Raw genomic sequence first — 21714 nt, 5'->3', positions numbered from 1 at the left:
AGCAAACTTCAATGGATGTTCAGACGCGCGCCATCGCCGCCGCGCATTCGTTGACCAAGGATGGACCTTGGTAGATCAGGCCGGTATAAAGCTGCACCACATCGGCGCCAGCTTGCAGCTTGGCGCGAGCATCTGCGCCACTCAACACGCCACCGACACCAATGATGGGGTAGTTGTTGCCCAAGGCGGCCCGCAACAGCCGGATCACTCGGTTGCTGGCCTCGAACACAGGCCTGCCAGACAGGCCACCTGCTTCGTCGGCATGTGCCAAGCCCTTGACGGCCTCGCGTGCAATCGTGGTGTTGGTGGCAATGACGCCGTCGATGCCGTTGTTTTGCAAGGTCTGCGCGATCACCGCGACCTGAGCTTCGTCAAGATCGGGCGCAATCTTGACGAACATCGGCACATGCCGCTTGGCCGCTGCTTCAAGCTTGAGCTTCTTCTCTTGCAGGCAGGAGAGCAGGGCGTCGAGTGCTGCATCGCTTTGCAATGCCCGCAGGTTCTTGGTGTTAGGGCTGGAGATGTTGACGGTGATGTAGTCGGCATGTGGGAATACGCCTTCCAGCCCAATCAAATAGTCGTCGGCCGCGTTCTCGATCGGTGTTGCCGCGTTTTTACCGATGTTCAGGCCAATCAAACCGCCAGCGGCACGAAAGCTGTGCGCACGCTGCACATTGCTCAAAAAGCTGGCCAAGCCTTCGTTGTTGAAACCGAGGCGGTTGATCAAAGCCTGCGCCTGTGGCAAGCGAAACATGCGCGGCTTGTCGTTGCCGGGCTGACCTTTGGGCGTGACGGTGCCAACTTCGATGAAGCCGAATCCCATCGCCCCTAGGCCGTCGATGCAGCGACCGTTTTTGTCCAGTCCGGCGGCCAAGCCGATGCGGTTGGGGAATTTCAGTCCGGCCAAAACCAGGGGATCTTGCACGCGGGCTTGGGACCACAGGCATTGCGCCGGTGTGTTCTGCAGCTTGGCGATGGCGCCGAGGGTAAGTTCATGAGCTTGCTCGGGGTCGAGACCAAACAGGAAGGGGCGGGTGAGGGCATAGGGGATCAAAGGCATGGCTGGAATTGTCGCATCGCATCGCCTTGGCGGCGCTTGAATCGCGGCGTAGATAATCTGCTCAACTCAAGGAAGCCAACAATGAACTCTCTAGACAACCCAAGCCAGGACCGTGAAGTGGGTTCGCGCGATGAGACTCGCGACACCACGCGCACCGATGACACCCGTATTGGCGCCGTACGGCCGCTGATCTCTCCGGCATTGCTGCTGGATGAGTTGCCGCTTCCCGATGCTTCGCTGGAGTTGGTCGAGAAAGCGCGTCAAGACATCGGAGCCATCTTGCATGGGCGCGACGACCGCTTGTTGGTGGTCGTGGGGCCTTGCTCCATCCACGATCATGATCAAGCGATGGATTACGCTCGCTTGCTCAAGGTGCTGTATGAGGAGCTCAAGCAAGACTTGTTGATCGTGATGCGGGTCTATTTTGAAAAGCCACGCACGACGGTGGGCTGGAAGGGCTATATCAATGACCCGCGCCTGGACGGCAGCTTCCACATGAATGAAGGCTTGCGCTTGGCGCGCCGCTTGCTGCTGGACGTGACGGCGCTGGGCCTGCCGGCCGGCACGGAGTTTTTGGACCTGCTGTCGCCGCAATACATCAGCGACTTGATCGCCTGGGGAGCAATTGGCGCACGCACGACCGAGAGCCAGAGCCACAGGCAATTGGCCTCGGGCCTGAGCTGCCCGGTCGGCTTCAAGAACGGCACCGACGGCGGCATCAAGGTGGCTTCGGATGCGGTGTTGGCAGCGTCGGCAGCGCACGCCTTCATAGGCATGACCAAGATGGGCGCGGCGGCAATTTTCGAGACCCGCGGCAATCAAGACTGCCACATCATTTTGCGTGGCGGCAAGGCGCCGAACTACGACGCAGCATCGGTGGCGGCAGCCTGTGAGGCGATGCGCGGCGCGGGCCTGCGCGAGCAGGTGATGGTGGACTTCTCGCATGCCAATTCGAGCAAGAAGTACGAGCGGCAGATCGATGTCGGCCAAGATGTCGCGCAGCAGATCGCAGGCGGCGATGCACGCATCACCGGCGTGATGATCGAGTCGCATCTGCAGGCCGGCCGGCAAGACCTGGCCCCGGGCCAAAGCAAGGCCGATTTGAAGCCGGGCGTGTCGATCACCGATGCTTGCCTGGGCTGGACGCAGACCGAACCGCTATTGCGCGACTTGGCGGCGGCGGTGCGCAAGCGGCGCAGCCGGTAATTTGTTGCGGCGAGTCTGGCTGTTGGCGCCGGCCCATTGCGCTTGGCGCCTTTGGCCTGCGCCTCGTCGCATCAAGCTGTTGGGGGGCGGGTGGGGTCCTTAGAGTGCAGTCACTTTCACTGTTCTCAACCAAGGATTCCGGATGAATACTCGCAAATGCATGTCGGCCACGTGGACAGCCTTCTCAGGCTTGGCCTGTGTGTTGGCTTTGGCAGCACCGGCGCGTGCGCTTGATTTGGAGGTCGAAGTCACTGGGCTGACGCAGACCGAAGGCCGGGTGATGGTCGGCGTGTTTACCGACGCCGGCACATGGTTGAAGAAGGCCGTCACCGGTGGGTCGGTCGAGGCTGGCCTGCAAAAAGAGGGCCGTGTGTTGATCAAGCTGCAAGATCTGCCCGAGGGCAGCTTGGCTTTGAGCGTCTTTCATGATGTCAACGGCAATGGCAAGTTGGACAGCAATGCCATGGGCATGCCCAAAGAGCCCTACGGTTTTTCGAACAACGCGGCCGGCATGTTTGGCCCGCCCAAGTTTGAAAAAGCGCAGTTTGAAGCCAAAGCCGGTGCGCGCGTGACCGTGCAGTTGAACTGATAGACGCGGCGGGCTAGCATCATGCAAAGACGCAGTCTTATCAAGGCAGGCGCGGCCTGCTTGGCCGGCATCGGCAATCTCAGCTTTCTACAAGAAGCAATCGCATTGGGGGTCATCGCCCCGGAATTCTCAAGGACGGCGCCCGAGTTGGCGCCCTTGCAAGGCTTCACCGGCAGCGAGGCTTTTGACGCGCGAGACCTGCGCGTCGAAGGCCGTTTGCCGGCCGGCTTGCGGGGTGTCTACTACCGCAATGGCCCCGGCTTGATGGCGCGTGGCGGGGAGCGCTACAAACACTGGTTCGATGGCGATGGCCTGGTGCAGGCCTGGACATTTGGCGGCGACGGTGTGCAGCACAAGGCGCGCTTTGTGCAGACCAAAAAGTTCCGTGCCGAAACCAAAGCGGGGCGATTCTTGTTGCCCGCTTTTGGTACCAGCTTCGCTGATCAGGCCTCGCGATTGGCCGTCCGCGCTGCTGATGACGTCAACACCGCCAATACCAGTGTGATGAAGATGGCCGACGGCCGCCTCTACGCGCTATGGGAGGGCGGTAGCGCTTACGAGCTTGACGCGGCGAGTTTGAGTGCCAAAGGGCCACGCGCATGGTCGGACGAACTGGCCGGCATGCCGTTTTCGGCCCACCCCAAAGTCGAGGCCGACGGCACGGTGTGGAACTTCGGCACCCAGTCTGGGCAGATGGTGGTGTATCAGATTTCGCCCCAGGGTCAGGTCTTGCGCAGCGAGGTCTTTGCGGCCCCCGGCCCGTGTGCCATGGTGCATGATTTTGCGGTCTCGCAGCGCTATTTGGTGTTTTTGCTGTCACCGATCGGCATGGACATGGCCGCCCTGCGCGCTGGCGATAGCATGCTGGACTCCATGCGCTGGCTCGGGCAAGAATCGACGCTTGTGCTGGTCATCGACAAGGCTGATTTCACCCGCCGTTGGGTGCTGGAAACGCCGGCAGCCATGGTGTTTCACTTCGGCAATGCCTGGGACGATGGCGCGCAGATTCACTTGGACTATGTCGAGGCGCCGCCCTTGCCGGGCGTCAATGAAAAGCTGCGTCAGATCATGGCGGGGGTGCGTCCTGCGCAGCAGACACATCTGACATCATCGCCGCGCTTCATGCGCATCCGCCTGGGCTCAGAAGGCGCTGGAGCTTCGGGCTTGAGCCGCGGGCACATCGAGTTGCAGTCGCGAGACGAATCGGTCGAGTTCCCGGTGGTGGACCCGCGCGTGGTTGCGCAGCGCTACCGCCATGTCTACTACCCGACCGCCATTGATGTTGGCGAACGTTGGGGTTTCAATGGTTTGATGCATCTGGACATCGAGACCGGCCGGCGCGAACGCTTCTCCTTTGGCAACGATGTCGTGGTGGAGGAGCATGTCTTGGTGCCCAAGCCAGGCAGCAGCAAGGAGGGCGAGGGCTGGCTGCTGGGTTTGGGCTATGACTGCAAGGTGAGGCGCTCATTTGCTTCGGTGTTTGACGCGCAAGCGCTCAGTGCCGGGCCGCTGGCACGCGTATGGTTGCCGTACTGGGTCACTTACGGCTTTCACGGCAAGTTTTACGCGGTCTGAGCCCGCCATTGCGCGAAGCACTCAGAGTTTGCTCGTGTCCAGGCTGGCCACCTGTTCCTCGGCCCCTGCACCAGGCTGGCTTTGTGCCGGCCCGGCCGATTGCCTGAACTGCACGGCCGCATCGGCCGGTCGGTCTGCCGTCTCCAGCGCGCCACTGCCGATGCCCAGCACGGTCAAAACCGCCAGCATCGAGATCCAGGCTTGCGGATCGCGACCCAAGTGCAACAGGGTTTTCAGTGGGCTTGCTTGTTTGTTCGTGCGTGTCATGGTCATCACTCCCGGCTAATTCGTCGAAGTGATTTAACTGTATATCTGAACAGCTGTAAATGCAACCAGTTGTTTCGCGGGTTTGCCGCACCAGAGCCGTCATGCTCTGGCCCGGGCATGGCCGATAATCCCGGCTCTGCTCTGTGAGCTTCAGTTTTCAAAACAGCATGACCCAAGACGAACTCAAAACCCTGGTCGGCCAGGCGGCGCTTCACTATGTCGAGGCCGGCAGCATCGTCGGTGTAGGTACCGGCTCGACCGTAGATAAATTCATTGACGCGCTGGCTGCCAGCGGCATCCGGGTCGCCGGTGCGGTGTCCAGCTCGGTGCGCTCGACCGAACGCATGAAGGGCCTGGGCATCCCGGTGCTGGACGCGGCCGAGGTGCAGCGTCTGGGTGTGTATATCGACGGCGCCGACGAGATCGACCATGGCGGTCACATGATCAAGGGTGGCGGCGCGGCGCTGACGCGCGAGAAGATCGTGGCCGATTTGGCCGAACGTTTTGTCTGTATCGCCGATGAATCCAAGCTGGTGCGGGTGTTGGGCAAATTCCCGTTGCCGGTGGAAGTCATCCCGATGGCCGCCGCGCAGATCGCACGCCGCTTCGCGGCAATGGGCGGCGCGGCCACGCTGCGGGCCGGCGTCGTGACCGACAACGGCTGCCACATCTTGGATGTGACCGGCCTGCAGATCACCGAGCCGCGCGCCTTCGAGGCCGATGTCAACCAGTGGCCTGGCGTGGTGACGGTCGGGGTGTTCGCACGTAACCGGGCCAATGTCTGCTTGCTGGGGACCAGCCAGGGCGTCAAGACTTTGACTTTCGACTGATTCTTGCGCGGCTTGTTGCGGCCTTTGGCGGCCTGCTGAGACCGCCTTGCGTCGCTCATGCGGCTCGCCTAGATGGGCAGCATCAGCTCAAACCGGGTGCCGCCGTGTCCACTCAAACCTGGGGCGGGGCTGCTCACATTGATTTGCCCGCCCATCAGGTCTACGACCAAGCTGTGCAGCATGGTCAGGCCCAGGCCAGCGCCATCTTGACCGAGGCGCGTTGAGAAAAAAGGCTCAAACACACGCGGCAAATGGTCTGGCGGTATGCCGCAGCCATCGTCCTGCCACTGCAAGGCCAATTGCTGTCCGTCGATGTGCACGGTCAGCCACATATTGCCGTCCCTGCGGCCGGCCAGACCGTGGCGAAGGCTGTTTTCAAACAGCTGTTGCAGCACTTGAAAGAGCGCGTGCGGATGGCCATGCAGTGTCAAGGCATCAGGCAGTTCAAGTCGGAGCTTTGCACCACTTTGTTGCAGTTGATTGTTCCAGTTAGCTCTGAGGCTCTCGACCACTGTCACCAAGTCAAAGTCACTGCGGGCCTCTGGGCTGCTGGGTTGATCCAAGGCCTTGAAACGTTGCACCAGATCACCGACTCGCTCCAGCGCCCGGTCCATCAAGGCACCGCCTTCGCTCAGCCCAGCCAATAACTGTTGCAACTGGCTGCGCTTCAAACTGCCTTGGGCCGTCTGGTCTGCTAACTCTTGGCTGCGTTCTTGGATGGCGCTGGCGGCCATGCGCGCATTGCCCAGTGGCGTGTTCATTTCATGTGCCATGCCCGCCACCATGCGGCTCAAAGCGAGTTGCTTTTCCTGCTGCATCAAGGCACGCATCGCTTGACCTAGCTCGTCCGTGCGTTGGCGCACGCGCTGCTCCAATTCATCATGCGCTTGCTGCAAGGCGGTCTCGGCCGCAGCGCGCACGCTAGCCTCGGCCTGCACCTTGGCCAGCGCCAAGCTGAGCTCTTGGTTGCGTTGGGCCAGTGAGAGCTCAAGCTCAGTGCCGTGCTGGGTCAGTTGTTCGTTTTCCTGCAGCAGCCTTGGCCGCTCGATCACCGCGTTGACCGTTTCTCCCAAGGCGCGCGCCAACTCACGTTTGCGGCTGCGCTCTTGTTTGAGTTGCATCAGGCTGGCGCGCAATGCCTGGTCCAGATAGCCCCAGCGTTCGCCGAATACACGCATGGCCTGCAAGGTGGCGTCGCGGTGGCCGCTGCTGTGTGGCGGTCCGTTGGTCAGCTCGCCATCCAGTGCGAGCAAGGCGTGCCAGGCTTGCTCGCGGCTGCCTTCATGGCATTGCAAAAGCACTCTGCTGACCCGCTCCCAGAGCTGCCATGATGCTTGCATGGGCTGGCCCTGGCATTGCTCATGCAGCAGGCCCAGATGCCTGTGGCAGTCCGCCGACCGGCCCAAGGTGGCGTTGACGACGGCCAAGTTCAAATGCGCCACCAATTCGGCATAGGCCAGGCCATGTTGCTGCGTGAACAGCAGACCCTGCTGATGTGTGGTCAGGCATTCCTGCCAATAGACCTTGGCCAGCAAGGCATCGCTTTCCTCATTGGCCAGGTAATAGGCCGCCGAGGCCTTGTTATTGAGCAGCAATTGGTGCATGGCGGGCGACAGCGCGGCGCCTTCTTGCAATAGATCGGTGCTGGCCTGGCGCAATTCGGCGTACATCTCCGCCATGAACAGTACCGGGCAGCGACTGACCTGCATCAGCATCGCCAGCGCCGGGTGGCCGCTGCGCTGGTAAAGCTCGCCCGCCATGGCGACGCTTTCGAGTGCGGCATGATGCAGCTTCAGGCGGGTCTGCACCCATTGGATAGCGCGCCAAGCGGCCGCTTGGGCCAGTAGGGCCCCACGCGCTTGACCCATGCCAAGCAACTCGCGGGCCTTGAGCAGCAATTCATTCGGGTTTGCATCGGCCTGCATCGACATCGCCATGATCTGCAAGCACTCAAGCTCAATCGCCTGCTCGCCGTTCAAGCTTGCAGCGCGTATGGCTTGTAGATGATGGGCGAAATGAGCTTGCTCGAAACCGGTGAGATAGGCCCGGGCATGCTGCAAGCTGATGTCTACATCGAGACGATCAATTGCTTCAAGCGCTTCAAGCGCTTCGGGCCGTGCTGCCGAAGCCGGATCGGACATGGTCGAAGCCTAGGTTGGCCTTGTTAGCCTAGATGGTCCCTCGTCACATATTAAACCGAACTTTGGGTGCCATGGGCTGTGCCAATGGATTTGCCTACGCGGCGGCCCCGCAGGGCAAATCGTGCCGGATCTATTGCATCGAGCAGGCTGGCCTCAATGGGGATCGGCGCACCGCTCACTTGGGCTGCCAGCACCTGCGCGCACATGGCTGCCCAGCCGATGCCGCGTGAGCCGAAGCCCGAGCAAACGGCCAGGCCCGCCTCACGCGCAGTGAAACGCAGTTGCTCTGCCAGGATGGGCTGGCCCTGGCTGTCCAGTTGGGGCAGGCCGCCAACCAAGGGCATGCGGTCGGGTGTGGCCAGGCGCCAGCCAACGCGCCCGCCGCTGACCTGCAACTTGGCCGCCGCGGCCTCGTCGAGATTCGCCAGCTGCGCGTATTGAGCCAAGTTGCGCAGATGGTCCTCGGCCAGCAAGTCGGGCCGCGGGTCACCGTCCTGATTGGTCGCGCCGCACCACAGGCCGCCGGCTTGATCGGCGATCGCATAGCCCAGGCCGGCCACCGGCAGGGACGGTCTCCCGTCGGCTTGCGCAATATGGCTGAGCTGGCCGCGCTGCATCATCAAGGGCAGACCCGGGGCCAGGTCTTGCAGCAAGGCCTGGCCCTGCTGCCCGCCGGCCAGGATCAATAGCTGTGCCTCGCCGAGCAAGCGGCCAGCATCGGACCAGGCCGACCATGTCTGTTCACCGTCAGCGCGGCGGCTCACGCGCGCGACCTTGTAGCCGTACAGTTGCTGCGCACCACTGGCCCGCAGCAGGGCCGCAATATAAGCAGCAGGCGCCAGCGCGCCACCGCCCGGGTAAAACCAGGCCGGCCGGCCCAGGCGCAGTCCGCTGCGTGCCTCGGCCTCTGTTTGGCTCAGCGCCTGCACATAGTCTGGCGGCAGGCCCAGCCGAGCGATCAGCGCTTGCATTTGGGTCCAGTAGCGCGCGGTCTCGATCCGCAACAGGCCTTGCTGATGCCAAGGCAGCGCCGGCAAACGCCGCAAGACTCTTTCGGTTTCCAGCGCACAGGCGCGGTTGAAACGTGCATGCAGGCCGTCGTCTGGATTCAAGGTGCCGTGGTACAGACCGCCCGGATTGCCCGACGCGCCCATGGCCGGTCCGGCTTGGGCATCGATGACCGTGCTCAGGATGCCGCGCTCGGCCAGCGCCCAGGCGCAGGCGGCACCGGCCAAGCCGGCACCAATGATTAGCGCGTGGCGGGCTTGGGGCGCCAGGGCCTGGCGCCCGACAGGTTTTTGCGCCGCATGTCTTGGCGTGAAACGGGCCACACACATGCCGCCTTTGTTGGCAAAGCCACGTTGGCGCGAGGTGCTAAAGCCCGCCGCCGTCAAACCCTCACGCAGCTGCGGCGCCACACTCCAGGACGCGGCCGTGGCGCCGGGCGCCGCGTGGCGCGCTATGCCTTTGAGCAAATGCTTGTCCCACATGGCGGGGTTCTGCTTTGGGTTGAAGCCATCGAGGTAGAACGCGTCAACCTCGGCCACCAATTCACGCAGCCAGGCTTGCGCGTCGCCCAGACACAGCAGCAGCTGGACACGCCCGCCGGCGAACACCAGTCTGTGCAAATTCGGCGTCAGCGGCGGCCAGGCTTGGCAAAGCTGGGCCGCCAACTCGGGCAGTGCAGAGTTCAGATGGGCTTGCTTGAGGTCTTTCAGGGTCAGCGGGTGCTTCTCGATGCTGATGAAGCTCAGCGTTTGGCAGCGCTCAGGGTCTTGTTCCCATGCATGCCAAGTGGCTAGAAAGTTATTGCCCAGGCCGAAGCCGGTTTCCAGAATGACGAATTCTCGCCTTCCCGCCCAGCGCGCCGGCAAGTCATTCGCCCCCAAAAAGACATGCCGGGCCTGTTCAAGTGCCCCGGCGCGGCTGTGATACACATCTCCGAAAGCCGGCGCCATGGGCGCGGCCGGGTCGGAAAAGTCAATCTGAGCGAGTGAGATGGGAGGCTGGGTCTTCATGGCTGGGCCGGCAGTATGACCCATAGCAAGGCGGTGGCCAGCGCCAATGAAGTGGCCAGCACTGCGCCGACGATGAAGGCAAAGCGGTGCCCGCCGGTCAGCCAGGCGGTGATGGTCCTGGTCACGCTATTGCTGGCGATGGCGATCAGCACACCCTGGCACATCAAGCTGGTGTCGATCTTGCCTGCATGGGCCAAGCCGGCCAGCGAGGCCACCGGCGCATGCGCGTCGGCCAGGCCGGCCAAGGCGACGGCCGCCATCATGCCGGCGCTGCCAAACTGCTGTTCGGCCCAGCTGACCAAGACCGCAACGCCGCTGAGCAGCAAGGCGATCAGCGCGGCCTCCTTCAGCCGCAGCGGTCCGCCGGTCTGCGGTGCTGCCGGGCCAGCAACCGAGCTTCGGCGCGCCTGCCTGGCCAGCAACAGGCCCAGGCCACCGGATACCAGCATGCCGGCCGCTCCCAGCGGTAAAAACTGCAGCGCCGCTTGCGGCGCCATCGCCAGCAGCATCAGGCAGGCTTGCAGCCAGGTGGCGGCGGTGGACATCACAGCGCCTGAGGCGCAGGCCAATTGCAGCTGTGGCTGGCTCTTGGCGCGCTGACCCATGGTGGCGATGGTGGCCGTGCTGGACACCAGGCCAGACAGCAGACCCGACAGCGCCAAACCGGTCTGGGCCCCGAGCAATCGCAGCGCCACATAACCGACAGCTTGCAGACCCAGCAGTAATAGCAGCAAGCCCATCAGTGAGTGCGCCTTCATGCCGGCCAGCCAAGGCAGCGGCTCGGTCGGCATCAGGGGCAGCACCACCAAGCCCAGCGCGGCCAGCAGCAAGCCGTCATGCAGCTCATCTTCGCGCAACACGCGTGTGGCGAAACGGTGCAAGCCGGTGCGCGCACTCAGCAAGGCGGTCAGGGCGACGGCGGCCGGTGCGCCCAAGAGCGGCGCCTGCACGCACAGCACGCCGATCAAATAGGTGGCCAGCATGGCCATCTCGGTGGTCAGACCCGGGTCTTGCTCACTGCTGCGGAAGTAAGCCATCGCCGCCAGCACCGTGATCGCCAATGCGCCCACCGCGACCAAGCCCGGCACTGCCAAACCATGGGCCAGCGCGCCGGCAAGGGCAGCGATGGTGAAGGTGCGCAGCCCCGCCGGTTCAAGACTTCGCCCGCCTTTATGGCCGCGGCCTTTGTGACGCTCGCGCTCCAGCCCGATCAGCAAGCCGCTGCCCAATGCGGCCAACAGCCCCATGGCGAAGGTGGCCTGATCGCCGAAGGCTTGCTCCAGAGCATTCACAAGGCGACGGTCTCTCCATGCTGCGGGACTCTCACCGGCCAACCCAGTTCATCCTGAATGCGGCTGCGCAACGCGTCGCTGGCGGCGGGCTCGCCGTGCACGACAAAGACTTGGCTGGGCGCTTTTTTGAAGCCGCGCATCCAGGCCATCAGGCCGTCCGCATCGGCGTGGCCGGAGAAGCCCTCCAGGTGGCTGATTTCGGCGTTCACAGCGATGTATTTGCCGTGCAGCTTGATCTCGCGATCACCTTCAACCATCTTGGCGCCGCGGCTGCCCGACACTTGAAAGCCCGGGAAGGCGATGTGGTGGCGGGCTTGCGGCGCCAGGGTTTCGATGTAGTTCAACACCCGCCCGCCGGTGGCCATGCCGCTGGCCGAGATGACGATGGCCGGGCGCGCACGCGCCGAGGCCAACTGGCTCGCCAATTTTAAAGAGTCGGCGCCCTTGGTGACCAGCTTCACGCCGTCAAACAAGCCGGCGGCGTCGGACGCGCCAATGCGCAGCAGCTTTTTGTGTTTGATCGTCAACTCGGTGGCCTGCAGCGCCATCGGGCTGTCTAGATAGATCGGCACATCCTGAGCCAGCTCGCCGGTCTCACGCAGGCGCTGCAGCACCAAGAGCAGCGCCTGCGCGCGACCTACCGCGAAACTGGGCAGCAACACCGTGCCACCGCGCTTGAAGGTGCTGCGCAGGATTTGCGCCAGCCGCGCCTGCACGTCCTCGGCGGGGTGCAGGCGATTGCCGTAGGTGGATTCGATCAGAAGGATGTCGGCTTCTTCGACGCGCTGCGGTGCGGGCATCAAGAGATCGTTGTGGCGACCGACATCACCGGAGTAAACCAAGGTCTTGCCCTGGGCACTAACGCTGATCGCACAAGCACCCAGCAGATGGCCGACCGGGGTGAAGCGAATTTCTGCTTGGTCGGCGCCGCTGCCCAGTTTGAGGCGCCCATCACGCGGCAGGCCGACAAAGTGTGTCAAGGCCTTCTTGGTGTCGTTGACGGTGTAAAGCGGCAGCGCCTTGGCATGTTTGCTCGTGCCCTGGCGGTTGGCGCGGCGGGCGTCTTCTTCTTGCAGATGGGCGCTGTCCAGCAGCAAGACCTCGCACAGATCACGGGTCGCACCGGTGGAGAAAACCTGTCCCTTGAAGCCTTGGCCGCGCAGCGCCGGGATATAGCCGCTGTGATCCAGATGAGCGTGCGAGAGCAAGACCGCGTCAATGCTGGCTGCCGCCACGCCCAGCCCGGCCCAATTGCGCTCACGCAGTTGTTTGAAACCTTGAAACAGACCGCAGTCCAAGAGCAGACGCTGCCCGCCCAAGTCCAGCAGATGGCGTGAGCCGGTCACGCAATCGGCCGCGCCGAGGAAGCTGAGTTTCATGTGGCGCCCAATGATTGAAGTTCATCGGATTCAAGCAGATGCACTGCCGGGCCGTCTTGACCTAGGGCAAGTATCAATGCGCGGGCGAGTACTTCGGCGCGAATGGGCCGCCATTTGCTCGGGATCAGCGAGTAAAAGGGCTTGCTCAAGCGCAAGGCCCAGGCTTCGCCACTGCGCCTGGCTTGGCCCAGCTTTTCTCGTTCGCCGGCCAACAGCGAAGGCCTGGCGATCACCAAATGCTCGAACTGCAGCGCGATCAAGGCTTGCTCCATGTCGCCTTTGACCCGGTTGTAGAAAACGGCCGATGCCGGGTCGGCGCCAAGTGCCGACACCACCGCGCAACGGCTCGCTCCGGCCGCCCGCGCCGCGCGGGCCACATTCAGCACCGCGTCAAAGTCGACCGCTCGAAAGGCGGCTTGCGAGCCGGCCACGGCCATCGTGCTGCCCAAGCAGATATAGACAGCGTCTGGGTGGTCCAAGTCGCACGCAGCAAGATCTGCTCGGGTGAAATCGACCTGATGCAGTTGCAGCCTGGGGCTGCTCGGTAAATCCTTGGCCGGGTGGCGCAACAAAGCATGAAGCTGGATGGGTTCATGCAGCAACTGCGTCAACAAGGCCCGCCCTACCAAGCCGGTGGCGCCGGCCAGCCAGACCTGTTGCTTGATGTGGCTCATGGCAAGTCCCTGCGGGACGCAGGACTTAGGCAAATCGGCTCCGGATTGATTGCCCCCGGCGGGGTGCCTGTGCTGCGGGGGGCTCCGCAAAAGTCTTCGGTCACCAAGGGCGTTGAGGGCACAGTGTCAATCGCAGCGCGCCAGCGCAAATCCAAGGCATCGGCGTTCTTCAGCATGGGCAGCATTGCACTGACTTCGTTCATGCTCGACTTGGCCTGACTACCATCGCGCAGCCTAATTCGGCCTTCAAGCAAATTCCCGTAGATGGTCGCAGTGGCCTGCCCGCCGCGAACGTCGATGCCTGCGGTATTGATCAGCGTGTTGTGGGCAACAAGGATCGAGCTTGCTCGGTTGACGTCAATGCCAAAGTCATTGCAGTGGGCTATGACGTTATTGATGGCCAAGCCGGCGGTATGTTCAGATTGGCAAAGCTGGTCCCGGCAGGCTGCCTTGTCGGTTGTTCCGCCGCCAAAGGACAGGCCGACGCGAACCCCCGGCTGGGAGATCTCGCGCGGCGTGCAGACGATCAAATTGCGCTCGATGCGACCGCCATGCCCACCTCCCTTCATGAACACGCCATAGGAGATTTGGTTGCCGCCAGACTTGGCGAAATTGCTGATGATGTTGTCGGCCACGCGCCACTTGCTGGCTGCGACAAGGTCGAGCGGTGTGACCGGCAGGCCGGTGTCCCGCGTACGGCTATTGGTCAAGGTATTGAATTGCACGAGGCCGTGGTCCGGCCAATTGCCGCCTTCACCATTCACCTTGATATGCGCATTGAAGTCTTCGATCAGATTGTTTCGCAGTACGACGCTGCTGGCTTTGCCGACGATATGAAAGGCATGTTCGCAGTCACCGGCAGGTTCGCAGACACCGCGAATATGCAGGTTTTCAAACACCCAAAATGGGTGACTGACCTTGAATCCTTCAACGGTGTTGAAGTCGATGCGGACCGAACCTGGTTTGTCCGCCCGCAATGTGATTGGCAGATCTCGTTCGCCGCCAAAGCCTGTCCTGATCTTGGATTTGATCAGGTAGCGGCCAGGTTCAATCAAAATAGTTTGCCCTGCCCGAGCGCTCAGTACTGCTTGCGCGAGAGCTTCGGATGTAGCCACCCGAATGCTTGCCGCACTGAGGTATGTGCCGTCTGGACTGCTCGCCAGCAATTCGGGGATGGGTTGGCCGTTGGCCAGGTACTGCACAGGCCCATGGCTATGGCTTTGCTGTCCTTTGCCTTTCGCCGGCAACTGGATGTCGGGAACCGAGCGCTCAACGCGCGTTTCGACATATCGCAAAGGTCCAAGCAAAAGAGCTTCGAGCTTGTCGTGCCCAATCAGGCGCAATCTGGCATAACGAATCAACTCGCCGGGCGTGCGTTCCTTGTATTCGTCCCTGAGCTTTTCAAATTCGAACTGCCGCAGCAATAAATAGGCCATCAACAGTACGACCGCAATGACGATCGCAGCCAGCCACAGGAGCAGCTTTCTCGGAGAGAGTTTCATCACATATCTTCACAAGGCCAGCAAATCCGGGATTGTGAAGCGTCAAGGACCTGCCTGCCGCAGTTTTCATGCGAGCTGTCGCGCCAAGGTGTCAATACTGCCAAGACTGAGGGTTATGACGCTTGATTGTTGGGCTCAAAAATGAAAAAAGCCCGGTTGTTTCCAACTGGGCTTTTACTTTGCTTGCTACCGAGGCAGCAAGGGCGCTGAATGCTTAACGCTTGGGCTGGGTCGAGCGGCCGCTGAAGTTGCCGCCACGGCCACCACCGCCGCCGCCACCGCTACCGGCAGGCCGGCCACCGCCGCCCGCGCCACTTGGGCGGCCGCCGCCCCCGCCGCCCCCGCCGCCTGGGCGCTGCCCTTGCGGCGCGGCTTGACGCGGTGCGCCGCCATCACGCGAACCATGTGGGGCATGTCCGCCGGCACCGCGCGGTGCCGATGAACGGCCACCGCCGCCGCCGCCACCGCCACCCGGGCGGCCGCCGCGACCACCGCCGCCGCCGCTGGTCGAGCGGCTGCCATTCGGGTTCAGAATCATTCGACCCAGCACGATCGGCTCGGCGCGTTCACTTGGATCTGGCGCGAAGCCGGGCACGATTTCCTTCGGGATCTCGCGCTTGATCAGCTTTTCGATCTCGCGCAGGAAGCCGTTTTCGTCCACGCAAACCAGCGACACCGCTTCGCCCAGAGCACCGGCGCGGCCGGTACGGCCGATGCGGTGCACATAGTCTTCCGACACATTGGGCAACTCGAAGTTGACCACGTGGGGGAGTTGATCGATGTCGATACCGCGCGCGGCGATGTCGGTGGCCACCAGCACTTGCAGGTCACCGGTCTTGAACTCGGCCAGCGCCTTGGTGCGGGCACCCTGGCTCTTGTTGCCGTGAATGGCCATGGCGCTGATGCCTTGGTCATTCAGATAGTCGGTCAAGCGGTTGGCGCCATGCTTCATGCGGGTGAAGACCAGCACTTGCTGCCAATTGCCGGTCTTGATCAGGTGAGCCAGCAACTCCTTCTTGCGCTCGCGGCCGACGGGGTGAACCTTCTGTGCGATAGATTCATTGGTCTGGTTGCGACGCGCTACTTCGATCAACGCGGGGGCATTCAGCAGGCGGTCGGCCAGGTTCTTGATGTCATCGCTGAAGGTGGCGCTGAACAGGAGTGACTGTTTCTTGGTCGGCAGCAGGGCCAAAACCTTCTTGATGTCGTGCACAAAACCCATGTCCAACATGCGGTCGGCTTCGTCCAGCACCAGCATCTGCACCTGGCTCAGATCCAGCGTGCCTTGCTGCGCGTGGTCGAGCAGGCGGCCGGGCGTGGCGACCAGGATGTCGACGCCGTCGCGCAGGCGGTTGATCTGCGGCTGCATGCCGACGCCGCCGAACATCACCATGCTCTTCAGCGGCAGGTATTTGCCATAGGTCTTGACGCTTTCCTCGACCTGGGCCGCGAGTTCGCGGGTCGGGGTCAGGACGAGTGCACGGATCGCGGGCTTGCCACGCTTGTTGGTGACGGGCTCGCCGATGCTCAGGCGGTGCAGCATGGGCAGGGTGAAGCCGGCGGTCTTGCCGGTGCCGGTCTGGGCGCCTGCAAGCAGGTCGCCGCCCTGCATGACGGCCGGAATGGCCTGGGCTTGGATGGGAGTAGGGGTGGTATAGCCGGCGTCGGCGATGGCCTTCAGCAAAGGCAGGGCAAGGCCCAGAGATTCAAAGCTCATTGATTTTTTGGTGAGCGCGCATCAAAGGTTGCTGGGCCGCGCTGCAGGGTATGCAACGCCAGTCTTCGAGCCTGCGATAGGAGGCGCACAAGATGACAAAAAAAGAAAACGCCGCGGAAGACTGGTAGCCGCGGCGTTGGGCTGCAGTATAGCTGGCCCTCAGGGAAACCCCGTATCAAAGCGGCTTTTGCTGTCGCCGTGTGTGAACTTGTGACGCTCGCTGTGAAGGCCGTGGGCGCGAAGCTGCGACAATCGAGCACTTCGCGTGCGCCAGCGGCTTTTCGGCGCGCCGCACGAGCAATTCAACAAAACTCCAGGACAGGAACTCCCCGCTATGGCGCAATACGTCTTTTCCATGAACCGCGTCAACAAGACGGTTCCCCCAAAACGCCACATCCTCAAGGACATCTCGCTCTCCTTCTTCCCCGGCGCCAAGATCGGCGTGCTGGGCGTGAACGGCTCGGGCAAGTCGACCATCCTGAAGATCATGGCCGGGGTGGATAAGGAGTACGACGGCGAAGCAATCGCGATGCCCGGCATCAAGATCGGCTATCTGGAGCAGGAGCCGCGCCTGAACGAAACGCAGACCGTGCGCGAAGCAGTCGAAGAAGGCATCGGCGGCGTTTTGGCCGCCAAGAAGCGCCTTGACGAGGTCTATGCGGCTTACGCCGACGAAGACGCCGACTTTGACGCGCTGGCCGCTGAGCAGGGCGAGTTGGAGTCCATCATCGCCGCCGCCGGTTCGGAAAATACCGATCTGCAGCTGGAGTTGGCCGCCGATGCGCTGAATCTGCCGCCTTGGGATGCGGTCATTGGCGTGCTGTCCGGCGGTGAGAAGCGCCGCGTGGCGCTGTGCCGCTTGCTGTTGAGCAAGCCCGACATGCTCTTGCTTGACGAGCCAACCAACCACTTGGACGCCGAATCGGTCGAGTGGCTGGAGCAGTTCCTGCAGCGCTTCCCCGGCACCGTGGTGGCGATCACCCATGATCGCTACTTTCTGGACAACGCCGCCGAGTGGATCTTGGAGCTGGATCGCGGCCACGGCATTCCTTGGAAGGGCAACTATTCCGACTGGCTGGACCAGAAGGAAAAGCGCCTGGAAGGCGAGCAGAAGTCTGAAGACGCTCGCATGAAGGCGATGAAGGAAGAGCTGAAATGGGTGCGCTCCAATGCCAAGGGTCGTCAGGCCAAGAGCAAGGCGCGTCTGGCTCGCTTCGAGGAATTGAGTGACGTCGAATACCAACAGCGCAATGTGACGAACGAAATCTTCATCCCGGTGGCCGAGCGCCTGGGCAATGAAGTGATTGAGTTCGAGAACGTGAGCAAGAGCTTCGGCGATCGGGTCTTGATCGACAACCTGAGCTTCAAGGTGCCGGCCGGCGCGATTGTCGGCATCATCGGCCCGAACGGCGCCGGTAAATCGACGCTGTTCCGCATGTTGCAGGGCACCGAGACGCCGGACAGCGGCACCGTCAAAATCGGCAAGACCGCGCGCATGGCCTTTGTCGACCAGAGCCGCCAAAGCCTGGACGCCGAGAAGACCGTCTGGCAAGACGTGTCCGGCGGCCTGGATAACATCACGGTCGGCAAGTTCGTGATGCCCAGCCGAGCCTATCTGGGGCGCTTCAACTTCAAGGGCAATGATCAGCAAAAACTGGTCGGCAGCCTGTCGGGTGGTGAGCGTGGCCGCCTGCATTTGGCCAAGACGCTGGCACAGGGCGGAAACGTCTTGATGCTGGACGAACCGTCGAACGACTTGGACGTTGAAACTCTGCGTGCGCTGGAAGAAGCGCTGCTGGAGTTTGCAGGTAGCGCGATGGTGATTTCGCATGATCGCTGGTTCCTGGACCGCATCTGTACCCACATCCTGGCCTGCGAAGGCAACTCGCAGTGGTTCTTCTTCGACGGCAACTTCCACGAGTACGAAGCCGACAAGAAGAAGCGTTTGGGCGAAGAGGGCGCGCGGCCCAAGCGCATGCGCTTCAAGCCGATCAAGTAATCAGCTGGCGCGCCAGTCGAGCATTGAGAAGGGGCCATTGGCCCCTTTTTTCATGGGCTTCACAGATCTTTACCGCCTAGGCATGGATCGCTTACGTCGCTGACAGAAGATCACTTCATCGCTTCTCAACCCCTCGGGAGTATTGAAATGAACCTCAGCAACACCAGCAAATTGATCCGCACCGGCAAGACCTTGATGCTCGCATCGGTTTTGGTTCTGAGCAGCCTTGGCTCCTTGAATGCGCAGGCCATGGGACCAATGGGTGGCTTGGGTGGCATGGGCGGCGGCCGCCCCGGCATGGGCGGGCCAGGCGCTGGCGACATGATGTCGGGTGGCCATATCGAGCACATGCTCGATATGGTGGACGCGAGCGATGCTCAGCGTGCTCAGATCAAGCAAATCATGGACGCAGCCAAGCAAGACATCAAATCCCAACACAGTGGCGGGCGCAACCTGCATGAACAAGGCCTGGCTCTGTTCAGCGCGCCAAATATCGACGCGGCCGCCGTCGAGGCCTTGCGTGTGCAGATGTCGGCCCAGCATGAGTTGGTCAGCAAGCGCATGAGCCAGGCGATGGTGGACGTGGCCCGGGTGCTGACGCCTGAGCAGCGCGCCAAGCTGGCTGAGCGCATGAAGAAGATGCAGGCCAGGATGCAAGCGGCTCGCGGCGAGCATCAACATGCTGCTGGCAAAGGCAACTGAGCGCTTTGATCGGGACCATGTCGCATATGCTTAGCGTCTCCCATAGACCAGAAGGTCGAAGCCTGTTTGCTCGCAAACTGGGCCAAGGCCCTCTGCACAGACTCATGACGCACAGAATTTTGGTGATTGATGACGATGCCCGCTTGACCGGCATGTTGAGTGACTACCTTGGCGCTGCCGGTTTCGAGGTGCTGGTGGCCGGCTCACTGAGTGCCGGGCGGGAAGCCCTGGCAGGTTCTCCGTTTGACCTCGCCGTGTTGGATCTGATGCTGCCCGATGGTGATGGGCTGGACTTCTGTCGCGAACTGCGCGCCGACCCCCACACGCGCCGCTTGCCGGTGCTGATGTTGTCGGCACGCGGCGAGTCCATGGACCGCATCCTGGGTCTGGAGCTGGGCGCCGATGACTATCTGGCCAAGCCCTTCGAGCCGCGCGAGCTGCAGGCGCGCATCAAGGCCTTGCTGCGGCGCTTGGAGCCTGAGGCGGGCGAGGCCGATGTCTTGCGCTTCGGTCGACTGGAGATTGACCTGGCATCCCGCATGGCGCGCCTGGACGGACAGCCCTTGGACTTCACCGGTCACCAGTTCGACTTGTTGGTCGTGCTGGCGCAAAGCCCCGGGCGGGTGCTGTCGCGCGATCTGATCATGGACTCCTTGAAGGGCCATCCGCTGGACGCCTTCGATCGTTCGATCGATGTGCATATCTCGCGCATCCGCGCCTTGATCGAAGATGACCCGAAAGCACCCAGGCGTGTGCTGACCGTGCGGGGGGCCGGTTATGTGTTTGCTCGCAAACAAGACGCTGACCCAAACTGAGCGCAGCCTGAGTTCAAGCGCCGGATGAAATCACTCTATCTCCGCATCTACCTGACCTTGGTGGTCTTGCTGCTGGCGTTCGCCTTCGGCTCGACCTGGTTGTTTCAGCAACATCTGGACAAGGAGCGCGGCAGCTTTGAGTCGGTCGCCAATGAACGGATGACGGCGATGGCGGAGTTGCTGTCGCTGGCCCTGCCCACTGCCGATGCGCCGACCGAGCAGCAGGCTGAGGTTTTGGAAGACTGGGGGCAGCGCCTGCGTATGCCGGTGGCGCTCAATGACGCGCAAGGTCGGCGGATCGCAGCCTCCGAGCAGTTCCAACGTCGCCTGGAGGAAGACAGCGCAACGCCGTCCATCCACTTGCCGCTGAAGGATGGGCGCAGTCTGGAGTTGATGCGCATCATGCGCATGCCGCCGGGCTTGTTGCATGTTCCGGGATCTGGGGGGCACTCACTCGGGCAAGCGGGGGGCAGGCGGCAAGGCATGGGGCCAGGGGCTGGGCCCGGTTTTGGGCCTGGCGGCGGTCGCCCCGAGCCCCCGGCGGGCTTTTCTCCGCTGTTTGGCCCGCGGCCCAATGGCCAAGCCTTGCTGGCCTTGTTGCTGCTCTTGTTTCTGGGGGTGGCGATTGGCGCTTATCCGGTGATTCGCCGTCTGACGCGCCGGTTGGAAGCCTTGCGGGCTGGGGTTGAACAATTCGGCGCGGGCAATTTGTCTCATCGTGTGGACGCCGAGGGCCGGGATGAGGTGGCCATTTTGGCGACCAGTTTCAACCGCACTGCAGGCCAAATCGAGACCTTGCTGCGTTCGCAAAAATCCCTGCTGGCCAATGCCAGTCATGAGTTGCGTTCGCCCTTGGCGCGCTTGAAGATGGCGTTCTCGATGCTGAGCGAGCCCGATATTGGCGCGGCTCAACGCGCGCGCCTCAGTGATGAAATCCACACCAATATTTCTGAATTGGACTCCTTGGTCGAGGAGGTTTTGTTGGCCAGTCGCTTGGAATCCGCGAGCCCGGTGATGGAGCACGAGCGGGTGGATCTGTTGGGTCTGGCGGCCGAGGAGTCGGCCCGTATCGGCGCCGAGTTCGAGCCCGCCGAAGGCTTGCGCAACTTGGTGGTACGAGGCGAAGACAGGTTGTTAAGGCGCGCCTTGCGAAATCTGCTGGAAAACGCCCGGCGTTATGGCGGCACTCAGGTCTTGCTGCAACTGGGGCGCAGCCCGACAGGGGCGGCCGAGCTGCGGGTGTGCGACCGCGGCCCCGGCGTGCCGCAGGCCATGCGGGAGCGGATCTTTGAGGCCTTCTTTCGGCTGCCGGGTCATGCCGAACAGGCCGGCGGGGTTGGGCTGGGTTTGAATTTGGTCAAGCAAATCGCTCAAGCTCATGGCGGCACGGTGCGTTGCGAACCCCGCGAAGGTGGCGGCAGCAGCTTTGTGCTGAATTTCCCGGACGCCGGGGCTTAGTTAGGGTCGCTGCTGGCCTTGCTGAGGATGGTCCAGGCCCTTGAACTCTCGGGCGCGTTCGGCATAACGGTTGAATCGCCAGGCGGTGGCTTCGATCGAAATGCGTCGCCAGGTGACGCGCTTCTCGGCCGGCGTCATCGCCGGCCAATGCTGCACTTCGTCAAAGGTGCGGCCGCATCCTTTGCACAGTGCGTCACCCTGGCTGGTGGAGCAGATCGCAATGCAGGGCGCGTCGGGTGTGCTCTCGTACCAAGTTAGCCAAGCGGCTTTTGCTTCTACCGGCATGCCCTCTTCGGCGCATTCGGTCTCCCTGTAATAGACCAGCAGGCCGTAGACCTCCGCCAAGGCGCGCACTTCGGCGCAAGCAAGCAGCCCGTCGGGCGAGGGTGCACGCTCACGCCACCAATTGATGGCCGCTTCGATATCGGTGATGTGAATGCCGGCCAAACTTTCTACCCCTTGGTCGTCGTGTACGCCGCCCGATCCTCCA

At 62.4% G+C, this 21714-nt stretch carries 18 protein-coding genes; 8 read left to right on the top strand and 10 right to left on the bottom strand.

Annotated elements, in window-relative coordinates; translation table 11 throughout:
- Positions 1-19: 19 nt before the first annotated feature.
- Positions 20-1060 carry a quinone-dependent dihydroorotate dehydrogenase gene (locus LNV09_RS19100; protein WP_263558668.1) on the bottom strand — a complete coding sequence of 347 codons (1041 nt, stop codon included), beginning with the start codon at positions 1058-1060 and terminating at the stop codon, positions 20-22.
- An 81-nt stretch (positions 1061-1141) separates the two neighbouring features.
- On the opposite strand from LNV09_RS19100, the gene LNV09_RS19095 reads away from it, so the two are divergent.
- From LNV09_RS19095 to LNV09_RS19085, 3 genes are all read left to right on the top strand, one after another.
- Complete coding sequence (locus LNV09_RS19095) at positions 1142-2266, top strand: 3-deoxy-7-phosphoheptulonate synthase (protein ID WP_263558667.1); 1125 nt, start codon at positions 1142-1144, stop codon at positions 2264-2266.
- Positions 2267-2408: 142 nt separating this feature from the next.
- Complete coding sequence (locus tag LNV09_RS19090) at positions 2409-2855, top strand: DUF2141 domain-containing protein (RefSeq protein WP_263558666.1); 447 nt, start codon at positions 2409-2411, stop codon at positions 2853-2855.
- Between the two features lie 21 nt (positions 2856-2876).
- Positions 2877-4430 carry a carotenoid oxygenase family protein gene (locus LNV09_RS19085; RefSeq protein WP_263558665.1) on the top strand — a complete coding sequence of 518 codons (1554 nt, stop codon included), beginning with the start codon at positions 2877-2879 and terminating at the stop codon, positions 4428-4430.
- Between the two features lie 21 nt (positions 4431-4451).
- Here the strand turns inward: LNV09_RS19085 and LNV09_RS19080 are convergent, their stop codons facing one another.
- The gene (locus LNV09_RS19080; RefSeq protein ID WP_263558664.1) at positions 4452-4697 is read right to left on the bottom strand and encodes a hypothetical protein; all 246 of its coding nucleotides are present in this window, start codon (positions 4695-4697) and stop codon (positions 4452-4454) included.
- Between the two features lie 167 nt (positions 4698-4864).
- Here LNV09_RS19080 and rpiA point away from each other — a divergent pair, with 167 nt between their 5' ends.
- Positions 4865-5527 carry a ribose-5-phosphate isomerase RpiA gene (gene rpiA, locus LNV09_RS19075; protein WP_263558663.1) on the top strand — a complete coding sequence of 221 codons (663 nt, stop codon included), beginning with the start codon at positions 4865-4867 and terminating at the stop codon, positions 5525-5527.
- 68 nt (positions 5528-5595) lie between these two features.
- On the opposite strand, the gene LNV09_RS19070 is transcribed toward rpiA, so the two are convergent.
- The 7 genes from LNV09_RS19070 to LNV09_RS19040 form a co-directional block, all read right to left on the bottom strand.
- Positions 5596-7668 (bottom strand): sensor histidine kinase, encoded by a 2073-nt coding sequence (locus LNV09_RS19070; protein WP_263558662.1) that lies wholly within the window; start codon positions 7666-7668, stop codon positions 5596-5598.
- 50 nt (positions 7669-7718) lie between these two features.
- Positions 7719-9686 carry a bifunctional tRNA (5-methylaminomethyl-2-thiouridine)(34)-methyltransferase MnmC2/FAD-dependent 5-carboxymethylaminomethyl-2-thiouridine(34) oxidoreductase MnmC1 gene (gene mnmC, locus LNV09_RS19065; RefSeq protein ID WP_263558661.1) on the bottom strand — a complete coding sequence of 656 codons (1968 nt, stop codon included), beginning with the start codon at positions 9684-9686 and terminating at the stop codon, positions 7719-7721.
- Positions 9683-10978, bottom strand: a complete 1296-nt coding sequence (locus tag LNV09_RS19060) for an MgtC/SapB family protein (protein WP_263558660.1) — start codon at positions 10976-10978, stop codon at positions 9683-9685. Before LNV09_RS19060 ends, mnmC begins: the two co-directional genes overlap by 4 nt.
- Positions 10975-12357 carry an MBL fold metallo-hydrolase RNA specificity domain-containing protein gene (locus LNV09_RS19055; RefSeq protein ID WP_263558659.1) on the bottom strand — a complete coding sequence of 461 codons (1383 nt, stop codon included), beginning with the start codon at positions 12355-12357 and terminating at the stop codon, positions 10975-10977. The genes LNV09_RS19060 and LNV09_RS19055 overlap by 4 nt, the downstream gene beginning before the upstream one ends.
- The gene (locus LNV09_RS19050; RefSeq protein ID WP_263558658.1) at positions 12354-13031 is read right to left on the bottom strand and encodes an NAD(P)H-binding protein; all 678 of its coding nucleotides are present in this window, start codon (positions 13029-13031) and stop codon (positions 12354-12356) included. The genes LNV09_RS19055 and LNV09_RS19050 overlap by 4 nt, the downstream gene beginning before the upstream one ends.
- Positions 13028-14533: a polysaccharide lyase domain-containing protein gene (locus LNV09_RS19045; protein ID WP_263558657.1), complete on the bottom strand. Its 1506-nt coding sequence runs from the start codon at positions 14531-14533 to the stop codon at positions 13028-13030. Before LNV09_RS19045 ends, LNV09_RS19050 begins: the two co-directional genes overlap by 4 nt.
- A 214-nt stretch (positions 14534-14747) precedes the next feature.
- Entirely contained in the window at positions 14748-16250 is a 1503-nt protein-coding gene (locus LNV09_RS19040; protein WP_263558656.1) for a DEAD/DEAH box helicase, read from the bottom strand.
- A 334-nt stretch (positions 16251-16584) separates the two neighbouring features.
- Between LNV09_RS19040 and ettA the strand changes: the two genes are divergently transcribed.
- From ettA to LNV09_RS19020, 4 genes are all read left to right on the top strand, one after another.
- Positions 16585-18249, top strand: coding sequence for an energy-dependent translational throttle protein EttA (gene ettA, locus LNV09_RS19035; RefSeq protein ID WP_263558655.1), 1665 nt, complete (start codon positions 16585-16587; stop codon positions 18247-18249).
- A gap of 147 nt (positions 18250-18396) precedes the next feature.
- Entirely contained in the window at positions 18397-18951 is a 555-nt protein-coding gene (locus LNV09_RS19030) for a Spy/CpxP family protein refolding chaperone (protein WP_263558654.1), read from the top strand.
- A 104-nt stretch (positions 18952-19055) separates the two neighbouring features.
- A complete protein-coding gene (locus tag LNV09_RS19025; RefSeq protein WP_263558653.1) occupies positions 19056-19766 on the top strand; it encodes a response regulator in 711 nt (236 codons plus the stop codon).
- Positions 19767-19790: 24 nt separating this feature from the next.
- Complete coding sequence (locus tag LNV09_RS19020; RefSeq protein ID WP_263558652.1) at positions 19791-21224, top strand: sensor histidine kinase; 1434 nt, start codon at positions 19791-19793, stop codon at positions 21222-21224.
- On the opposite strand, the gene LNV09_RS19015 is transcribed toward LNV09_RS19020, so the two are convergent.
- Positions 21225-21671, bottom strand: a complete 447-nt coding sequence (locus tag LNV09_RS19015; RefSeq protein ID WP_263558651.1) for a DUF3717 domain-containing protein — start codon at positions 21669-21671, stop codon at positions 21225-21227.
- Positions 21672-21714: the final 43 nt, after the last annotated feature.

The sequence above is a fragment of the Paucibacter sp. B2R-40 genome (assembly GCF_025717555.1).
GTDB lineage: Bacteria > Pseudomonadota > Gammaproteobacteria > Burkholderiales > Burkholderiaceae_C > Paucibacter_A.
This window is presented reverse-complemented; position numbering and strand designations above follow the sequence as displayed.

Excerpts from the sequence above, each read along its gene's own strand:
- LNV09_RS19045 (WP_263558657.1), bottom strand. The coding sequence starts at position 14,533 with ATGAAACTCTCTCCGAGAAAGCTGCTCCTGTGGCTGGCTGCGATCGTC.
- LNV09_RS19085 (WP_263558665.1), top strand. The coding sequence starts at position 2,877 with ATGCAAAGACGCAGTCTTATCAAGGCAGGCGCGGCCTGCTTGGCCGGC.
- LNV09_RS19080 (WP_263558664.1), bottom strand. The coding sequence starts at position 4,697 with ATGACACGCACGAACAAACAAGCAAGCCCACTGAAAACCCTGTTGCAC.
- LNV09_RS19095 (WP_263558667.1), top strand. The coding sequence starts at position 1,142 with ATGAACTCTCTAGACAACCCAAGCCAGGACCGTGAAGTGGGTTCGCGC.
- LNV09_RS19100 (WP_263558668.1), bottom strand. The coding sequence starts at position 1,060 with ATGCCTTTGATCCCCTATGCCCTCACCCGCCCCTTCCTGTTTGGTCTC.
- LNV09_RS19090 (WP_263558666.1), top strand. The coding sequence starts at position 2,409 with ATGAATACTCGCAAATGCATGTCGGCCACGTGGACAGCCTTCTCAGGC.
- rpiA (WP_263558663.1), top strand. The coding sequence starts at position 4,865 with ATGACCCAAGACGAACTCAAAACCCTGGTCGGCCAGGCGGCGCTTCAC.
- LNV09_RS19050 (WP_263558658.1), bottom strand. The coding sequence starts at position 13,031 with ATGAGCCACATCAAGCAACAGGTCTGGCTGGCCGGCGCCACCGGCTTG.
- LNV09_RS19030 (WP_263558654.1), top strand. The coding sequence starts at position 18,397 with ATGAACCTCAGCAACACCAGCAAATTGATCCGCACCGGCAAGACCTTG.
- LNV09_RS19020 (WP_263558652.1), top strand. The coding sequence starts at position 19,791 with ATGAAATCACTCTATCTCCGCATCTACCTGACCTTGGTGGTCTTGCTG.
- LNV09_RS19055 (WP_263558659.1), bottom strand. The coding sequence starts at position 12,357 with ATGAAACTCAGCTTCCTCGGCGCGGCCGATTGCGTGACCGGCTCACGC.
- ettA (WP_263558655.1), top strand. The coding sequence starts at position 16,585 with ATGGCGCAATACGTCTTTTCCATGAACCGCGTCAACAAGACGGTTCCC.
- LNV09_RS19025 (WP_263558653.1), top strand. The coding sequence starts at position 19,056 with ATGACGCACAGAATTTTGGTGATTGATGACGATGCCCGCTTGACCGGC.
- mnmC (WP_263558661.1), bottom strand. The coding sequence starts at position 9,686 with ATGAAGACCCAGCCTCCCATCTCACTCGCTCAGATTGACTTTTCCGAC.
- LNV09_RS19070 (WP_263558662.1), bottom strand. The coding sequence starts at position 7,668 with ATGTCCGATCCGGCTTCGGCAGCACGGCCCGAAGCGCTTGAAGCGCTT.
- LNV09_RS19040 (WP_263558656.1), bottom strand. The coding sequence starts at position 16,250 with ATGAGCTTTGAATCTCTGGGCCTTGCCCTGCCTTTGCTGAAGGCCATC.